The organism is Streptococcus australis, from assembly GCF_019930045.1.
GTDB classification, from domain to species: Bacteria; Bacillota; Bacilli; order Lactobacillales; family Streptococcaceae; genus Streptococcus; species Streptococcus australis_D.
The window spans coordinates 15,630-31,566 of the sequence record NZ_JAHZQQ010000024.1 but is presented as its reverse complement, the minus strand read 5'-3'; the positions used below and the strand labels follow the sequence as shown (position 1 = coordinate 31,566).

Sequence of the window (15,937 nt, the reverse complement as noted above, 5' to 3'; positions counted from 1 at the left end):
TTAGCTTACAGAACTGCTTGTGAAGCTCTAGAGGATGAGTTCAAGTAAATGTTGCACTTATTCTTGCAATTTATCATCTACAAAAATGATCAACAAAATAAGTGGTTAATATAGAAAAAATTGGACAAAATGTTTGTTTCTTATTGAAAATGTTCACTATTATAGTATAATGAAAGCAGAAATAGGAAAGTAGGACGTCATATGAAAGAGAGTAGACATGTAGCAATCTTACAAGAGTTGGATAAAAATGAAGTGGTCTCTGTTAAGGATCTAAGCGATCTCCTGGGTGTAACCGATATGACAATTCGCCGGGATTTGATGGACTTAGAAGAACAAGGCTTGTTGGTACGTGTACATGGAGGGGCCCATCGAAAAATCAAGGATAGTCTAACAGAAGTCTCCCATACAGAAAAGAACATGTTGAACGTGGAAGAGAAAAGGGAGATTGCTCAAAAATGTGCGGCTTTGATAGATGAAGGTGATACAATTTTTATTGGCGCAGGGACCACTACAGATTTTATTGGCGATTATCTTGATGGGAAACATGTCAGTATTGTCACCAATTCCTTGCCGATTTTTGAAAAATTAAAAGATCAACCCAATTATGACATTATCCTGGTGGGAGGTCGATATAGGGTCAAGACACAGACCTTTGTAGGACAGTTTGCAAATAAGCTCTTAAAGGAAATTAAGGTTTCGAAAGCTTTCATTGGAGTAAATGGGATTGATGGTCATACAGCAATGACTGCAAACGAAGAAGAAGGAAATGGTAATAAAATTATTCTTAACAATGCCATTGAAAAGTATGTAGTAGCAGATAACAGTAAGTTTGATAGCTATTCTTTCTATGCTTTTTACCGTCTAGATGATTTAGATGCGGTGATTACCGATCATTCTATCTCTAAAAAAGTACGAGAAAAATACAATTCTTATACAAAAATTTTGTAAAAATTAGAAAAGAAACAGCTAAACGGCCAGGATTCAAGCAGATTCTGGCCGTTTTTTATCCTTTAACTTTAATAGGATAGGTGCTACAAATAAATCTATAAAAAATAAACAAAAAAGAACAAAAAATTACATATTGCAATTGACAGCGCATTCATATAGTGATATACTTATCATGTAATTAAAAGATATTTAAAAAGTGGAAGGGGTGAAAAAATGGGATTAAATCAACTGTTTAATCAGGAATTAGTCTTTTGCCTAGATGTTGCGAATCAAGAAGAATTGTTTGACCAGGTTGCAACTTTATTGGAAGAACGTCAGATTGTGACAGATTCTTATCGAGCTGCATTAAAAGAAAGAGAGAAATCGTTCCCTACTGGTTTGGATATGGAATTTCTAGGAAAGGATTTGCCGAATGTGGCCATTCCTCATACGGATATCGTCCATAACCTGACAGAGAATATTGTAGTTGTTCGATTAAAAAATCCGGTAACCTTCCACAATATGATCGCACCTGATAAAGAAGTAGAAGTTTCACTTTTATTCTTCATCATTAACAATTCTAGTTCCAGCCAAACAAACATTTTGGCGCACTTGATGGATTTCTTTACGACAAACGGAAATCTTGAAAACATGTCGAAATTGGAAAATGAAGAAGACTTATATCGCTATATTACAGACGCGATTGCTTAATAGTAACAAATAAATATATTTATAATGGAGGTCATTCAAATGATTAAAATTTTAGCTGCCTGTGGTGCAGGGGTTAACTCAAGCCACCAAATCAAAAGCGCTCTAGAAGAAGAGCTGTCAAACCGTGGATATGATGTCCAATGTGATGCGGTAATGGTAAAAGATGTGAATGAAGACTTGATTAAAGGCTATGATATCTTTACACCAATCGCTGCAACAGATTTAGGCTTTGATCCTGGTATTCCAGTAGTTGAAGCTGGTCCAATCTTGTTCCGTATTCCTGCGATGAGCGCTCCGGTATATGACAATATCGAAGCAGCAATTAAAGAACATGGTTTAAGCTAATTTGTTCATCTTTGTTTTGTAAGCGGTTCCTATGTTGGGGGTTGCTGACATTCTTAATTCTGTAAAATATAAAAATATAAATCGGGAGGATTTATTATGAATGGCATTATCGATTTTGCCAATAAGTTTTTCAAACCCATTCTAGATATGGGCGCACCGATCATCATGTTGATCGTCTTGACTTTATTGGCTCTCTTGTTTGGAGTGAAATTCTCCAAAGCGCTTGAAGGTGGTATTAAACTTGCCATCGCCCTTACAGGTATCGGTGCAATCATCGGTATGTTGAATGGAGCTTTCTCAGCGTCTCTTGCAAAATTCGTTGAGAATACTGGTATTCAATTGAATATCACAGACGTTGGTTGGGCGCCTCTTGCGACTATCACTTGGGGGTCTGCCTGGACACTTTACTTCTTGCTAGTTATGTTGGTTGTCAACGTTGTTATGCTTGCAATGAAGAAAACAGATACACTTGACGTTGATATCTTTGATATCTGGCACTTGTCTATCACAGGTCTTTTGATTAAGTGGTATGCTGATAAGAATGGTGTTAGCGCAGGAGTTTCCCTCTTCGTTGCAACTCTTGCAGTAGTCCTTGTAGGGATTATGAAGATCATCAACTCAGACTTGATGAAACCAACATTTGATGACTTGTTGAATGCACCTAGCTCTTCACCAATGACATCAACTCACATGAACTACATGATGAACCCAATCATCATGGTTTTGGATAAAATCTTTGACAAATTCTTCCCAGGTCTTGATAAATACGACTTCGACGCAGCTAAATTGAACAAGAAGATCGGTTTCTGGGGATCTAAATTCTTTATCGGTTTCCTTCTTGGTATTGTCATCGGTATCATGGGTACTCCACAACCAGTTGCTGATGTAGCTGATGCTAAAACTTGGGAATTGGTTATTAAAGGTTGGTTGAGCCTTGGTTTGACTGCCGGTGTCTGCTTGGAATTGTTCTCATTGATCGGTTCTTGGTTCATCGCAGCGGTAGAACCATTGTCACAAGGTATTACAAACGTTGCTACTAAACGTCTTCAAGGACGTAAATTCAATATCGGTTTGGACTGGCCATTTATCGCTGGTCGTGCTGAAATCTGGGCTTGTGCTAACGTACTTGCACCAATCATGTTGATCGAAGCAGTGCTTCTTTCTAATGTCGGAAATGGTATCTTGCCACTTGCAGGGATCATCGCTATGGGTGTGACTCCAGCCTTGTTGGTTGTAACACGTGGTAAATTAATCCGTATGATCGTGTTTGGAACACTCTTGTTGCCACTCTTCCTTCTTTCAGGAACTCTTATCGCACCATTTGCGACAGTATTGGCGAAAAGTGTAAATGCCTTCCCAGAAGGAGTTGACAAAGCTCAATTGATCACTCACTCAACTCTTGAAGGACCAGTTGAAAAACTTCTTGGTTGGACTATTGGTAACGCAACTACAGGAGACATCAAAGCTATTGTTGGTGTTGTTGCCTTCTTAGCATTCTACGTTGGAATCTTTGCATGGTACAGAAAACAAATGATCAAACGTAACGAAGCATACGCAGCAAATGCAAAATAATCCGCTCCTAACTATGTAACTTGATAAAACTAGGGTATCAATTTCCAGATATGGAGGGAGGTAGCCTAGTTTTTTCTCTAAAATAACATGCTAAGGAGTGAAATATGAGGATAGCTTTAAAAAATAATGATCTGGAAGTTTGTTTCAAGGAGTTAGGTGGTGAGCTGGCCTCTATCAAAGATCAGGATGGTATCGAGTATCTTTGGCAGGGTGATGCTCAGTATTGGAGTGGTCAAGCCCCAGTTCTCTTTCCTATCTGTGGTTCGGTTCGAAATGATACGACCTTGTATCGCCCTCAAGGTGTTGGAAAGATCCCTCGCCACGGGCTAGTTCGCAAGAAAAATTTTGAGCTGGTAGAGCAAACAGAAGATCAGGTGACTTTTGGGATAGAAGATACGGAAGAGATGTATCAGCAATATCCCTATCATTTCAGATTAGAAATTTCCTATCAATTGCTAGGTAAGAAGATTCAAGTTACCTATCGGGTTTACCATCTTGGTGAAGAAGGAGTCATGCCGTTTATTGTTGGTGGCCATCCAGGATTTAATTGTCCGTTAATGGCGGATGAAGGATTTGAAGATTACTACCTGGAATTCGAACAAGAAGAGACTTGTAGTATTCCAAAATCCTATCCAGAGACAGGCTTGCTAAACGTCTTTGATCGGACACCTTTCTTACAGCAAGAGAAAATTCTAAATCTCGATTACGATCTCTTCCAAAAGGATGCCATCACCTTAGATTGCTTACAATCAAGAAGGGTGACTCTCCGCTCTAAAAAGCACGAGAAGGGGGTAAGTCTGCATTTTCCAGATTTTTCAAACTTGATTATCTGGACAACGCCAAATAAAGGGTCATTTATCGCATTAGAACCTTGGTCTGGTTTATCCACTTCCCTTGAAGAGAGTGATTATTTGGAATATAAAAAGCAAGTTCGACTTTTGCCAGCAGGTCAAGTAGCAGAACTTAGTTTTGAAATCGAAATTTTATAGAAAATAATGTTGTTGAATATAGAAGTTTCTGTATTTGATTGAAAAATGAATAAAAAGAAGGAGTATGATATGTCAGTTATTATTGGTGCGGATGCAGCAGGTATCCGCTTAAAAGAAGTAGTCAAAGAATATTTGGAAGCAGAAGGTTTCCAAGTGGTGGATGTGACAGAAGAAGGGCAAGACTTTGTGGATGTGACCTTGGCTGTTGCAAAGGAAGTCAAACAAGCAGAAGACAATCTTGGTATTGTTATTGATGCTTATGGAGCTGGCCCATTCATTGTCGCTACTAAAATTAAAGGAATGGTTGCGGCAGAAGTTTCAGATGAGCGTTCTGCCTACATGACTCGTGGCCACAACAATTCTCGCATGATCACCATGGGTGCTCAAATCGTGGGTGACCAATTGGCCAAAAATATCGCCAAAGGTTTTGTAAACGGTAAGTATGACGGCGGTCGCCACCAAATCCGTGTCGATATGCTCAACAAGATGTGCTAAGGGGAGGAGTAAAGGAATGAAAATTGCAATTGGATGTGACCATATTGTCACAAATGAAAAAATGGCTGTTTCTGAATTTTTGAAATCAAAAGGTTATGAAGTCCTTGACTTCGGAACCTATGACCACGCGCGTACCCACTACCCAATTTTTGGGAAAAAAGTTGGAGAAGCAGTCGCTAGTGGTCAAGCAGACCTTGGAGTTTGTATCTGTGGAACAGGCGTTGGGATTAACAACGCTGTTAACAAGGTTCCTGGAATCCGCTCTGCCTTGGTTCGCGATATGACAACGGCTCTTTATGCGAAAGAAGAACTCAATGCCAACGTGATTGGTTTTGGTGGTAAAGTAACCGGTGAGTTGCTCATGTGTGATATCATTGAAGCATTCATCCATGCAGAATACAAACCAAGTGAAGAAAACAAGAAATTGATTGCCAAGATTCAACATTTGGAAATCCATAATGATCACCAAGAAGATGCAGACTTCTTTACAGAATTCCTTGAAAAATGGGATCGTGGTGAATACCACGACTAAGAGGTGAGGATATGATCTTAACTGTCACCTTGAATCCTTCCATTGATATTTCTTATCCCTTGGAAGAATTAAAGTTGGATACTGTGAATCGTGTGTCGGAAGTTTCTAAGACGGCTGGTGGGAAAGGGTTAAATGTCACCCGTGTCCTAGCTGAGAGCGGTGAAACAGTTGGAGCAACAGGTTTTGTTGGGGGGACCAATGGTCAATTCATCAAGACCCATCTTCCACGAGATGTCCAATCCTTCTTCTATGATATCCTGGGAGATACGCGGAACTGTATCGCCATCTTGCATGAAGGAAATCAAACAGAAATCTTAGAAGCGGGTCCAGAAATTATCCGGACGGAAGCTTTAGGCTTCCTTCATCATTTCAAACTCCTCATGCCGACAGCGGATGTGATTGCTATTTCGGGAAGTCTTCCTACAGGACTACCAGTGGACTATTATGCGAGCCTAATTGAGATTGCAAGAGAATCAGGACGCAAGGTTGTACTTGATTCATCAGGCAAATCTTTAGAAGCGGTCCTTCACTCACCATTCAAACCAACGGTGATTAAACCCAATCGCGAAGAATTATCTCAACTCTTAGGACGGGATGTTTCAGCTGATTTTGAGGACTTGAAAGAAGTTTTGAAAGACCCACTGTTTGAAGGAATCGAATGGATTATCGTCTCCTTAGGTGGAGATGGTGCCTTTGCCAAACATGGAGACAGCTTCTATAAGGTCGATATTCCAAAAATTGAAGTGGTCAATCCAGTGGGATCTGGAGATTCAACTGTGGCTGGGATTTCTGCTGCCCTCAGTAGCGGAAAAGATGACGTGGCTCTCTTGACCCATGCTATGGTCCTAGGGATGCTAAATGCCCAAGAAAAGATGACAGGGCATGTCAATATGGCCCACTACGATGATTTGTATCAGAATATAATTGTAAAAGAGGTATAAGATGGTATTAACAGAACAAAAACGCAACTATTTAGAAAAATTGAGCACCAAAGAGTGTGTGATCTCAGCCTTGGCCTTTGACCAACGTGGTGCCTTGAAACGCCTTATGGCTCAGTACCAAGACACAGAACCAACCGTGGCGCAAATGGAAGAATTGAAGGTCCTAGTAGCTGAAGAATTGACACCATTCGCATCTTCTATGCTCTTGGATCCTGAGTATGGACTTCCAGCAACTAAGGTCTTGGATGCAGAAGCAGGTCTCTTGTTGGCTTATGAAAAAACAGGCTACGACACTTCTAGCACCAAGCGTCTGCCAGACTGCCTTAACCTTTGGTCAGCCAAACGCATCAAAGAACAAGGTGCAGATGCAGTGAAATTCTTGCTCTACTATGATGTCGATAGTGCTGATGAACTCAACCAAGAAAAACAAGCCTACATCGAACGTATCGGTTCAGAATGTGTGGCAGAAGAAATTCCATTCTTCCTTGAAATCTTGGCTTACGATGAAAAAATCGCTGATGCAGGTTCTGTCGAATACGCTAAAGTGAAACCTCGCAAAGTCATCGAAGCGATGAAAGTCTTCTCAGACCCACGCTTCAACATTGATGTCTTGAAGGTAGAAGTTCCAGTCAATGTTAAATACGTTGAAGGTTTTGGCGATGGTGAAATCGTTCATAGCCGTGAAGAAGCTGCAGCCTTCTTTAAAGAACAAGAAGCAGCAACCAAGCTTCCATACATCTACTTGAGTGCAGGTGTCTCTGCTAAACTCTTCCAAGAAACTTTAGTCTTTGCGCATGAAGCAGGCGCGAACTTTAACGGAGTCCTTTGTGGTCGTGCAACTTGGGCTGGATCTGTAGAGGCCTACATCAAGAATGGCGAAGCAGCAGCTCGTGAATGGCTCCGTACCGAAGGTCGTCGCAACATTGAAGAGCTCAACCAAGTCTTAGACCAAGTCGCAACTTCTTGGAAAGAGCGTATTTAATTTTCTTAGTTCCTAACGTATCAAATAGTCTTTCTAGAAAAATCTAGAAGGACTATTTTTTTGTTTCTATGCAGGAGTAGTTCCGTCATTCATCAAAAATTGGTTCCCAATGTTCATAAATCTGATTAAGCTTTCATTCACTATTCAAATGGCTTCTGATTTGTAAGGATTTATGTGATAATTTCATATTGCAATCGAAAAAAAGAGTATTTTACAGTATAATGGACTTATTAGAATGAAGGAGTTGGCGTATGGAAAGGATCGTATATAGAGAAGCAAGGCTAGATGAGTACAAGCTAATTGGAAAAGTCTGCGCTGATGCTTTTATGAATTATCCATTTTTAACCGTCATTAAAGAAGATTTAAAAAAGCCTGAATACTTTCCGGCCTTTATTGAGCTATTGCATACCTTGTTAGTCAAGCTCTACATCAAAGGGGAAACGTGCTTAGTTGCTGAACGAGATGGAGAAATTATAGCTGTAGGACTCTTGCAACAAAAAGATTTCTCAATGGTCTCTTACCTACTAAATGGAATTTTTAAGTTATTCCGTTACATTAGCCCTTGGAAATTGATGAAATATCTGGACCTGGTGGAGCGTTCGGAGCAACATTTGAAAAAATCCGGAAACTTCGACTGGTATTTAATGATGTTAGCTGTAAGCCCAACTGTTCAGGGCCAAGGGGTTGGTAGTCATTTTCTCCAAAACGGGATTGAACCTTACGTAAAGGCCAAAGGTTGTAAGCGTCTAGGCTTGATTACTAGTACGCAACAAAATGTCTTCTTCTATGAAAAAAATGAATTCGTCCTTTTAGATTCTATGGTGCTAGATTATGGAAACCAAACCATTGGGAATTGGGCATTTTTAAAAACAATTAATGACGAATCTTAGATGATTAAAAAAAGGAGCTCTTGGGAGCTCCTTTTAGTATGCAAACAATTATTTAGTTTTTTTATGTTCTGAATCCAGCTTGGTTTGTTGATGCTTGATATAGGTCAGTTTTTCCTCTCGGCTCTTCCGTTTAAAGAGTGCCTCGGCTGACATAGCAGCTCTTTTGTCGGGGAAAGACTCCTGGTAGATCAAGGTCACAGGAAGTCTGGGACGGGTATATTTGGCGCCTTTGCCAGCATTGTGGGTTTTGATACGGCGCTCGATATCGGTGGTGTAGCCAGTATAGAGGGTCCCATCCGCACACTGGACTACATACATATAAGCTTTAGTTTCCATAATAAATCTCATGAATCTCCGGCGTATAGCTTCCATCTTCTTCATGGATGAATAGTGGGGGCAGAATTTTTAGACCATCCCGCGATCCATCTTTAATGGCCTCAATGAGGAGCATGTTGGCATCTTTATGGACCTTGGGATAGACAAATTGAATCCGTTTAGGAGCAAGATTGTAGCGTTTCATGGTTTCAATAATATCTAAGAAGCGATCTGGACGATGCACCATGACGAGTCGGCCATTGGACTTGAGAGTCCGTTGGGCCACTTGACAAATTTGGTCCAAATTGGTGGTGATCTCATGACGGGCTAGCAAATAATGAGGGCTCTCATTTAAATTGGAATGCTCGTCCACTTTAAAGTAGGGAGGGTTACAGAGAATAAGGTCGATTTTACTACCAGGGAAATGGTGGGGCAAATTTTTTAAATCATCGGTAATCATGGACATGCGGTCGGAGAGGCCATTCAATTGGATGGAACGCTCTGCCATGTCTGCTAGTCTTTCTTGTATCTCCACTCCAACGATGGTTGCTTTGGTGCGCGTGCTAGCAAAGAGTCCGACAGCACCATTGCCAGCACAAAGGTCTACAATCAGACCACGGTTGGGCAACTTAGGAAAACGCGACAAAAGGACACTATCAATAGAATAGCTAAAAACTTCTCTGTTTTGAATGATTTTCACATCACTGGAAAATAGTTGGTTGACGCGTTCGCCGTCTTTTAATTCGATATCGTTCATGGCTCTATTATAGCATGAAAAGAGGGCGGGGAAAAGCGTAGAAAGGGATAAGAAAAAATAAGAGGCTGGGACAAAAGTCCTAGCCTCTCAATTATTTTTGGATTGTTAAGCAAGGCGCAGTGGTTGAGTGGGCTCTACTACGCTGATTTCATCAGCTTTTACAGCTCTACTCAACTGTGCGGAGGTGGGACGACGAAATCGAATTCTAACGAATTACCGATTTCTGTCCCACTCTCTTATCCAAGAGTTATTTAATCAAATTCATATTTTTGATAAATGGTCGCCAAGATGAAGATTCCCGTAAAGAGGGCCATCAAGGCAAGGTAGACTGGGAAGGTCACAGCTGTCAATGTTCCGATTTCAATCAGACCTTTCAAGTAAAAGGCAGAGAGATAGAAGCCGCAGACAGAAAAGATAATTAAGAGACCTCGCCAGATATTGAGTGGCAAGCAAGCCCGAATAACGGACAAGAAGCCAATAGATCCTAACAAGTAGTAGGAAAGGGTAGACATGTCCAGGCTAGACCAGCCATGATGAGCTCCCCATAAACGAACAAATAAGACGCTAAAGACAACCATCAAGGCATTTGGTAAGGCCAGATGCAAGGAGCGTTTGAGGAAGTGTTTTTCCACTGGCTTAATGTTTCGTTCAAAGGTCAAGACAAATGGAGGGAATCCTTCGACAAACTGATCAATCAGCGTAATCTGAATCGGAATAAATGGGAAAATCAACAAGTAGTTGATGTCAAAGAAAAGGGCACTTGCGATACAGATAATGGCCAGAATGAAGGAGTAGATCGTCTTAATAAAGAAGATAGGAGCGATTCGTCCAATGTTGTTGACGACCCGACGACCTTCAAAGAGAATTTCTGGAACATCATTGAAGTCTGAGTTTAACAAGACGAGATTGGCAATTTGACGAGTTGCAGGATCTCCTTCGGCCATCACGATGGAACAGTCAGCTTCTCGTAAGGCTAGGATATCATTGACCCCGTCCCCTGTCATGGCAGTGGTACGACCAGCAGCCTTGAGGGTTTGAATCAAGAGTTTCTTTTGATGAGGAGAAACCCGTCCAAAAATGGCTGTACTTTCAGCTAGGTCCACCAACTCATCGTCCTCAATCTTAGAACAGTCAATATAACTTTCGTAGCTTTCAAAACCAGCTTCCTTAGCAATGTAAGAAACAGTAACTGGATTATCACCAGAGATGATTTTGAGATCCACATCCTGGGAGCGAAGATAATCCAAGGTTTCGGCAGCCCCTTCACGGATTGGATCGAGGATTTCAATGACGGCGATCGCTTCTACATCACTTGGCAAAGTCAAATCATGCATATCGATGGCTTCCACACTGCGAGCTAAGATCAAGACCCGTGATCCATGGGCTTGGGCTTCCAATACCGCTGGAGGATTTTCTTTGAGGAGCATTTCTGGGGCCCCTAAATAAACGGTTCCCAAGTTGGTTAGAGTCATGGCACCCCATTTTCGATCACTTGAAAATGGAATGATTGATTCTGCTGTATAAGCGTGTTCTAACTCGCCATATGCTTTGCGGATAGCTTGGGCAGTTGGGTTGTTATCCTCAGAATTTTGCATATAGGCAGCGAGAATAACTTCGATAGTTTCTTCAGAAAAGTGTTCAGATAGCGAGTGAATGCCTTTGACAGTCATTTTTCCTTGGGTGATGGTTCCCGTCTTATCCAAACAAAGAGTATCCACACGAGCCAGGGTTTCCACAGAGTACATCTCTTGAACCAAGACCTTGCGCATTCCTAACTTGATTACAGCTGTTAAGAGAGAGGTTACTGTCAGAAGGGCAATTCCTTTTGGCAACATGCCCAGGAGGGCAGTGGAAGAGGTAATCACAGAATCTTTCATTGGAAGCAGTTTAATCAAAAAGGCTTCACAGAAAAGGGCAATTCCAAATGGGATAATAATCTTTCCAGTAAAACTAGAGATTTTAGCCAGATTATAGAGAATGCGGGAGTTGATGGGTTTGAGAGTTTTCGCTTCTACCATTAATTTATTGGCGTAGTTATTGGCCCCCACCCGTTTGACACGGGCGTAGACCTGGCCACTCGCTAAGAAGCTACCGGATAGAAGTTCATCTCCCTCTTCCTTGAGAACCAAGTCACTTTCTCCCGTCAGCATGGCTTCGTTGGCTTCAGCAACTCCCTTTTGAACGAGGGCATCACTCGGAATTTGGTCCCCAGCAGATAGCTTAATCAGGTCACCAAGGACAATTTCTTCTGGATCAATGGTCTCTTCTTCTCCAGCTCGGATGACAGTGACGAGCTCCTTACTCATCAAATTCAATTTATCAATCATCCGTTTAGCGCGGAGCTCTGTGGCGATTCCGGATAAGGCATTAAAGCAGATGACTGCAAAAAAGACCAGGTTGCTCCAGGCTTGTACCGCAACCAAAGCGAGGGCGATCACAAAGTTCAAAGCATTAAACAAGGTGAAGACATTGCGCTTGATGATTTGCCAGGTACTGGTACTGGTATTCGCTTTAAATTCGTTGGTTTGGCCACGCTGTATTTTTTTGCGGACCTCTTCATGGGTTAATCCCTTTAATTCATTCATTTCCATAAAAACATCATATCATTTTTTTAAGAAAAAGACTAGATGCAGTCGATTCGTTGACTCGGTAACTTTTTGAAAAGATTTGCGGGGAACAGAAGGATAAGGTATAATGGATAAACAAGAGAATTATCAAAGGAGAAAGCATGTTTTATACCTATTTACGTGGCTTAGTGACCTTTATTTTATGGGTTCTGAATGGAAATGCTCATTACCATCATAAGGAACTGATTCCGAGTCAAGAAGAAAATTACATTCTCGTAGCTCCTCATCGAACTTGGTGGGATCCTGTCTACATGGCCTTTGCGACCAAGCCCAAGCAATTTGTCTTTATGGCTAAGAAAGAACTCTTTACCAATCGGATTTTTGGTTGGTGGATTCGCATGTGCGGGGCTTTCCCAATTGACCGTGAAAATCCAGGTGCCGCTGCGATTAAATACCCAGTGAATATGCTCAAAAAAAGCAAGCGTTCCTTGATTATGTTTCCAAGTGGAAGTCGCCATTCACAGGATGTTAAGGGTGGAGTTGCTGTGATTGCTAAGATGGCTAAGGTACGCATTATGCCTGTTACTTATACGGGTCCAATGACCCTGAAAGGCTTAGCCACTTGTGAACGGGTTGACATGAACTTTGGGCATCCCATTGATATTTCTGATATTGCAAAGATGAACGATGAGGGCGTGGAAGAAGTTGCAAGACGTATCCAGGCTGAGTTTGATCGCTTAGATGCGGAATCTCAATCACTTCGCAATGATCGTAAACCTTTTATCCTCATCCGTTTGTTGAAGTTTTTACTCCTGCCATTTGTCTTGGTAGTCGTTCTACTGACCCTCTTGTTTAGTTATATCGCAAGTTTCGTTTGGGATCCAGACAAGCATCGAAAGGACTAATGAGTTTTCTTGAGAACAAGAAAGTCAAAAATCATGTGATTTTTGACTTTCTTTTTTTTTATTTCTTCGATTTTTTACGAATAATAAAAATAAAAGGGGTATTTATGGAGACGTGGATTGAGAAGATCAAGGAATATAAACTATTTTTAGGCTTGGCTGCTGTGGGCTTGGTAATTGGAGGACTATTTCTCTTTTGGCCTAAGCAGCCCCCACAAGCACCGGAAACTGTCATTTCCCAGTTAGAAATGGTGGATCAGGAGACGTCTCCTAAGGAAGACACAAGCCTCTCTTCCAGCTCTCAGCAGAGGAGTGAGGAAAAGATGGAGCCCTCTCAAGAAAAAATCATGGTGGATGTGAAGGGAGCTGTCAGACAAGCGGGGGTTTATGAGCTTCCAGTGGGGAGCCGGGTCTATGACGCAGTGCAAAAAGCAGGAGGGATGACAGACGAAGCTAACAGCCAATCCGTCAACTTGGCGCAAAAATTGGAGGATGAGTCCATCGTCTATGTTGCTAAGAATGGAGAGGAGATAGCGCCTGTTGCATCCGCATCTGCTGGAACGACAGGTGGCGAAAAGCAGTCAAAAGATGGGAAAGTCAATCTCAATACGGCAACAGAAGCAGAACTACAGACGATTTCTGGGATAGGTCAAAAGCGAGCACAAGATATTATTACTTATCGAGAGGAAAAAGGGAGATTTCAGTCTGTTGATGAATTGAAAAATGTTTCTGGGATTGGCCAAAAGACGCTAGAAAAGTTAAAAGAGCATGTTACAGTGGATTAGAAGTTTCAACATTCATCCATTTCATCTCACCCTGCCGGTTTTAGCTCTCTATTATTGGATGTACACGGGACACTGGCTTGCTTCGATCTTCTTTCTGGCCTTCTTCATCTTGTTTAGGAGACGCTACGATGGCAAACGATTTCTGTGCCTCATAGGGTTTCTTTCCCTCTTTGCCCTTTGTTTTGCTTTCCGGATCGAACAGGGAAAACAAGAGTCAAGCGATCATAGGGTCCCAAGGGTCATTCAGCTTTTACCGGATACCATCAAGGTGAATGGAGATGCTTTATCCTTTCGTGCGAAGTCAGGTAGCCGTACTTTTCAGGTTTTCTACCAGCTTCAGTCAGAGGAAGAACAAGCCTATTTTAAACACCTGGATCATGGGCTAGAATTACGGATCAAAGGGGAGTTAGAGATCCCGACAAAACAGCGTAATTTTATGGGTTTTGATTACCAGGCTTATCTGAAAACACAAGGGATTTATCACCTTTTAAAAATCAGTCACATCCTTGAAAAGAGACCTGCTGAGCCTAAAGATTTCATAGGGTTGCTGTCTAGTTGGAGGCGAAGGGCCCTTGTATGGGTTCACCAGCATTTCCCCCAGCCCATGAGTCACTACATGACGGGCTTGCTTTTTGGTTTTTTAGATGTGGAGTTTGAAGAAATGAGCCAGCTGTATTCGAACTTGGGAATTATCCATCTATTTGCCTTGTCGGGCATGCAGGTTGCCTTCTTCTTAGATGTCTTTCGACGCTTCTTTCTCCGCTTGGGATTGGAGCAGGAAAAGGTTGCCTATCTGCTCTATCCGTTTTCACTTCTTTATGCTGGGATGACAGGTTTTTCGGTTTCGGTCGTTCGAAGCCTCTTACAGAAACTCCTAGCCCAGGCTGGTCTCAAAGGAATGGAGAATATGGGAGTCACTCTCCTCTTGTTAGTCCTTCTCTTACCTGCCTCTTTATTGACTGCTGGAGGTCTCTTATCTTGCGCCTACGCCTTTATATTGACCTTAACCTCTTCCGAGGAGGAGAAGGAGGGAATCCGAAAAGTCATCAAGGAGAGTCTAGTGTTAACACTAGGGGTTCTTCCTTTTCTCATTTTTTTCTTTGGAGAATACCAACCCTGGTCCCTTCCTCTAACCTTTATTTTTTCTCTCTTATTTGATCTTCTGTTGTTGCCAGGATTGAGTGTTGTCTTTCTCCTTTCTTTTCTTTATCCCTTGACCTTCTGGAATCCTTTCTTCGTCTGGATGGAAAAAAGTATGGAGTATCTAGCGAGCTTCACTAGTCAATCCTTGGTTTTTGGACAGCCAAGCATTTATTATTTTATCTTGCTCTTGTGCTTGCTAGCTTGCCTCTATGAGATGCGAAAGGTTAAGAAGTGGAGATACCTGTTCCTACTCTTAGTATGCTCTGTATTTGCTATCGTGAAGCATCCTTTAGAAAATGAGATTACCATCATTGATATTGGTCAAGGTGATAGTATTTTGTTGCGAGATTGGCGAGGGAAAACCATTTTAATTGATACAGGAGGAAAAGTGGACTTTGGCCAAAAGGAGGCATGGAAGAAGCGAAGGTCTACTAGCAATGCAGAACGGACCCTGCTCCCTTATCTCAAAAGCAGGGGGATTGACCAGATTGATCATATGATTCTCACGCATACTGACACAGATCATATGGGAGATTTGGAAGTGCTTGCGACTAAGGTTAGGATAAAGGAAATAAATATTTCCAAGGGAAGCTTAAAAAAAGACTCTTTTGTCCATCTGCTCAAACGGTTGAACTTACCGGTAAAAACGTTGGAGGCTGGTGATCAACTGTCGATTTTTGATGGGCGTGCAGAAGTCCTCTATCCGGTAGAAGTAGGAGATGGGAGTAATAACGATTCCATTGTTCTTTATGGCCGTTTTTATGGTTGGTCCTTCCTTTTTACAGGAGATTTAGAAGAAGAAGGGGAAAAGACCTTGTTAGCCCGCTATTCTCAACTGCGCGTAGATGTCCTAAAAGCAGGCCACCATGGTTCTAAGGGATCTTCTCATCCTGCCTTCTTAGAGAAAATCCAAGCAAAAATTGCCTTGATATCTGCAGGCGAAAAAAATCGTTACCAGCATCCTCATCAGGAAACCTTAGAGCGCTTCAAAGAGTTACAAATGCCTGTTTTTCGTACAGATCAGCAAGGAGCGATTCGTTTTAGAGGGTGGAATCAGTGGAAGATTGAAACCGTTCGATAGGAG

Annotated in this window: 16 protein-coding genes; 13 read left to right on the top strand and 3 right to left on the bottom strand. The window is 41.7% G+C overall.

The genetic code is table 11. From position 1 onward, the window contains the following. Positions 1–201: 201 nt before the first annotated feature. The 10 genes from K1J10_RS06035 (at position 202) to K1J10_RS05990 (ending at position 8,384) form a co-directional block, all read left to right on the top strand. Positions 202–948: a DeoR/GlpR family DNA-binding transcription regulator gene (locus K1J10_RS06035; RefSeq protein ID WP_223356206.1), complete on the top strand. Its 747-nt coding sequence runs from the start codon at positions 202–204 to the stop codon at positions 946–948. 213 nt (positions 949–1,161) lie between these two features. Continuing rightward, positions 1,162–1,638 carry a PTS sugar transporter subunit IIA gene (locus K1J10_RS06030; protein ID WP_223356205.1) on the top strand — a complete coding sequence of 159 codons (477 nt, stop codon included), beginning with the start codon at positions 1,162–1,164 and terminating at the stop codon, positions 1,636–1,638. Positions 1,639–1,677: 39 nt separating this feature from the next. Further along, the gene (locus K1J10_RS06025) at positions 1,678–1,983 is read left to right on the top strand and encodes a PTS sugar transporter subunit IIB (protein WP_006148587.1); all 306 of its coding nucleotides are present in this window, start codon (positions 1,678–1,680) and stop codon (positions 1,981–1,983) included. Between the two features lie 96 nt (positions 1,984–2,079). Next, entirely contained in the window at positions 2,080–3,555 is a 1,476-nt protein-coding gene (locus tag K1J10_RS06020; RefSeq protein WP_126403978.1) for a PTS transporter subunit IIC, read from the top strand. A 104-nt stretch (positions 3,556–3,659) separates the two neighbouring features. Further along, positions 3,660–4,544 (top strand): aldose 1-epimerase family protein, encoded by an 885-nt coding sequence (locus K1J10_RS06015; RefSeq protein WP_223356204.1) that lies wholly within the window; start codon positions 3,660–3,662, stop codon positions 4,542–4,544. A 69-nt stretch (positions 4,545–4,613) separates the two neighbouring features. Continuing rightward, a complete protein-coding gene (gene lacA / locus K1J10_RS06010; RefSeq protein ID WP_223356202.1) occupies positions 4,614–5,039 on the top strand; it encodes a galactose-6-phosphate isomerase subunit LacA in 426 nt (141 codons plus the stop codon). 16 nt (positions 5,040–5,055) lie between these two features. Continuing rightward, positions 5,056–5,571: a galactose-6-phosphate isomerase subunit LacB gene (lacB, locus tag K1J10_RS06005; RefSeq protein WP_223356200.1), complete on the top strand. Its 516-nt coding sequence runs from the start codon at positions 5,056–5,058 to the stop codon at positions 5,569–5,571. Between the two features lie 11 nt (positions 5,572–5,582). After that, positions 5,583–6,512 carry a tagatose-6-phosphate kinase gene (locus K1J10_RS06000; protein ID WP_223356198.1) on the top strand — a complete coding sequence of 310 codons (930 nt, stop codon included), beginning with the start codon at positions 5,583–5,585 and terminating at the stop codon, positions 6,510–6,512. 1 nt (position 6,513) lies between these two features. Further along, entirely contained in the window at positions 6,514–7,494 is a 981-nt protein-coding gene (gene lacD, locus K1J10_RS05995) for a tagatose-bisphosphate aldolase (protein WP_223356196.1), read from the top strand. A gap of 251 nt (positions 7,495–7,745) precedes the next feature. Then, entirely contained in the window at positions 7,746–8,384 is a 639-nt protein-coding gene (locus K1J10_RS05990; protein WP_223356194.1) for a GNAT family N-acetyltransferase, read from the top strand. A 48-nt stretch (positions 8,385–8,432) separates the two neighbouring features. Here K1J10_RS05990 and K1J10_RS05985 read toward each other — a convergent pair whose 3' ends face one another. The 3 genes from K1J10_RS05985 to K1J10_RS05975 form a co-directional block, all read right to left on the bottom strand. Next, entirely contained in the window at positions 8,433–8,720 is a 288-nt protein-coding gene (locus K1J10_RS05985; RefSeq protein WP_061563750.1) for a GIY-YIG nuclease family protein, read from the bottom strand. Continuing rightward, positions 8,710–9,456 (bottom strand): tRNA1(Val) (adenine(37)-N6)-methyltransferase, encoded by a 747-nt coding sequence (locus K1J10_RS05980; protein WP_126403984.1) that lies wholly within the window; start codon positions 9,454–9,456, stop codon positions 8,710–8,712. Before K1J10_RS05980 ends, K1J10_RS05985 begins: the two co-directional genes overlap by 11 nt. A 251-nt stretch (positions 9,457–9,707) precedes the next feature. Next, complete coding sequence (locus tag K1J10_RS05975) at positions 9,708–12,047, bottom strand: cation-translocating P-type ATPase (protein WP_223356193.1); 2,340 nt, start codon at positions 12,045–12,047, stop codon at positions 9,708–9,710. A 137-nt stretch (positions 12,048–12,184) separates the two neighbouring features. Between K1J10_RS05975 and K1J10_RS05970 the strand changes: the two genes are divergently transcribed. The 3 genes from K1J10_RS05970 (at position 12,185) to K1J10_RS05960 (ending at position 15,934) form a co-directional block, all read left to right on the top strand. Continuing rightward, positions 12,185–12,928, top strand: a complete 744-nt coding sequence (locus K1J10_RS05970) for a lysophospholipid acyltransferase family protein (protein WP_223356191.1) — start codon at positions 12,185–12,187, stop codon at positions 12,926–12,928. 104 nt (positions 12,929–13,032) lie between these two features. After that, positions 13,033–13,710 carry a helix-hairpin-helix domain-containing protein gene (locus K1J10_RS05965; RefSeq protein ID WP_223356189.1) on the top strand — a complete coding sequence of 226 codons (678 nt, stop codon included), beginning with the start codon at positions 13,033–13,035 and terminating at the stop codon, positions 13,708–13,710. Further along, the gene (locus K1J10_RS05960) at positions 13,694–15,934 is read left to right on the top strand and encodes a DNA internalization-related competence protein ComEC/Rec2 (protein WP_223356187.1); all 2,241 of its coding nucleotides are present in this window, start codon (positions 13,694–13,696) and stop codon (positions 15,932–15,934) included. Before K1J10_RS05965 ends, K1J10_RS05960 begins: the two co-directional genes overlap by 17 nt. The last annotated feature ends 3 nt before the right edge of the window (positions 15,935–15,937 follow it).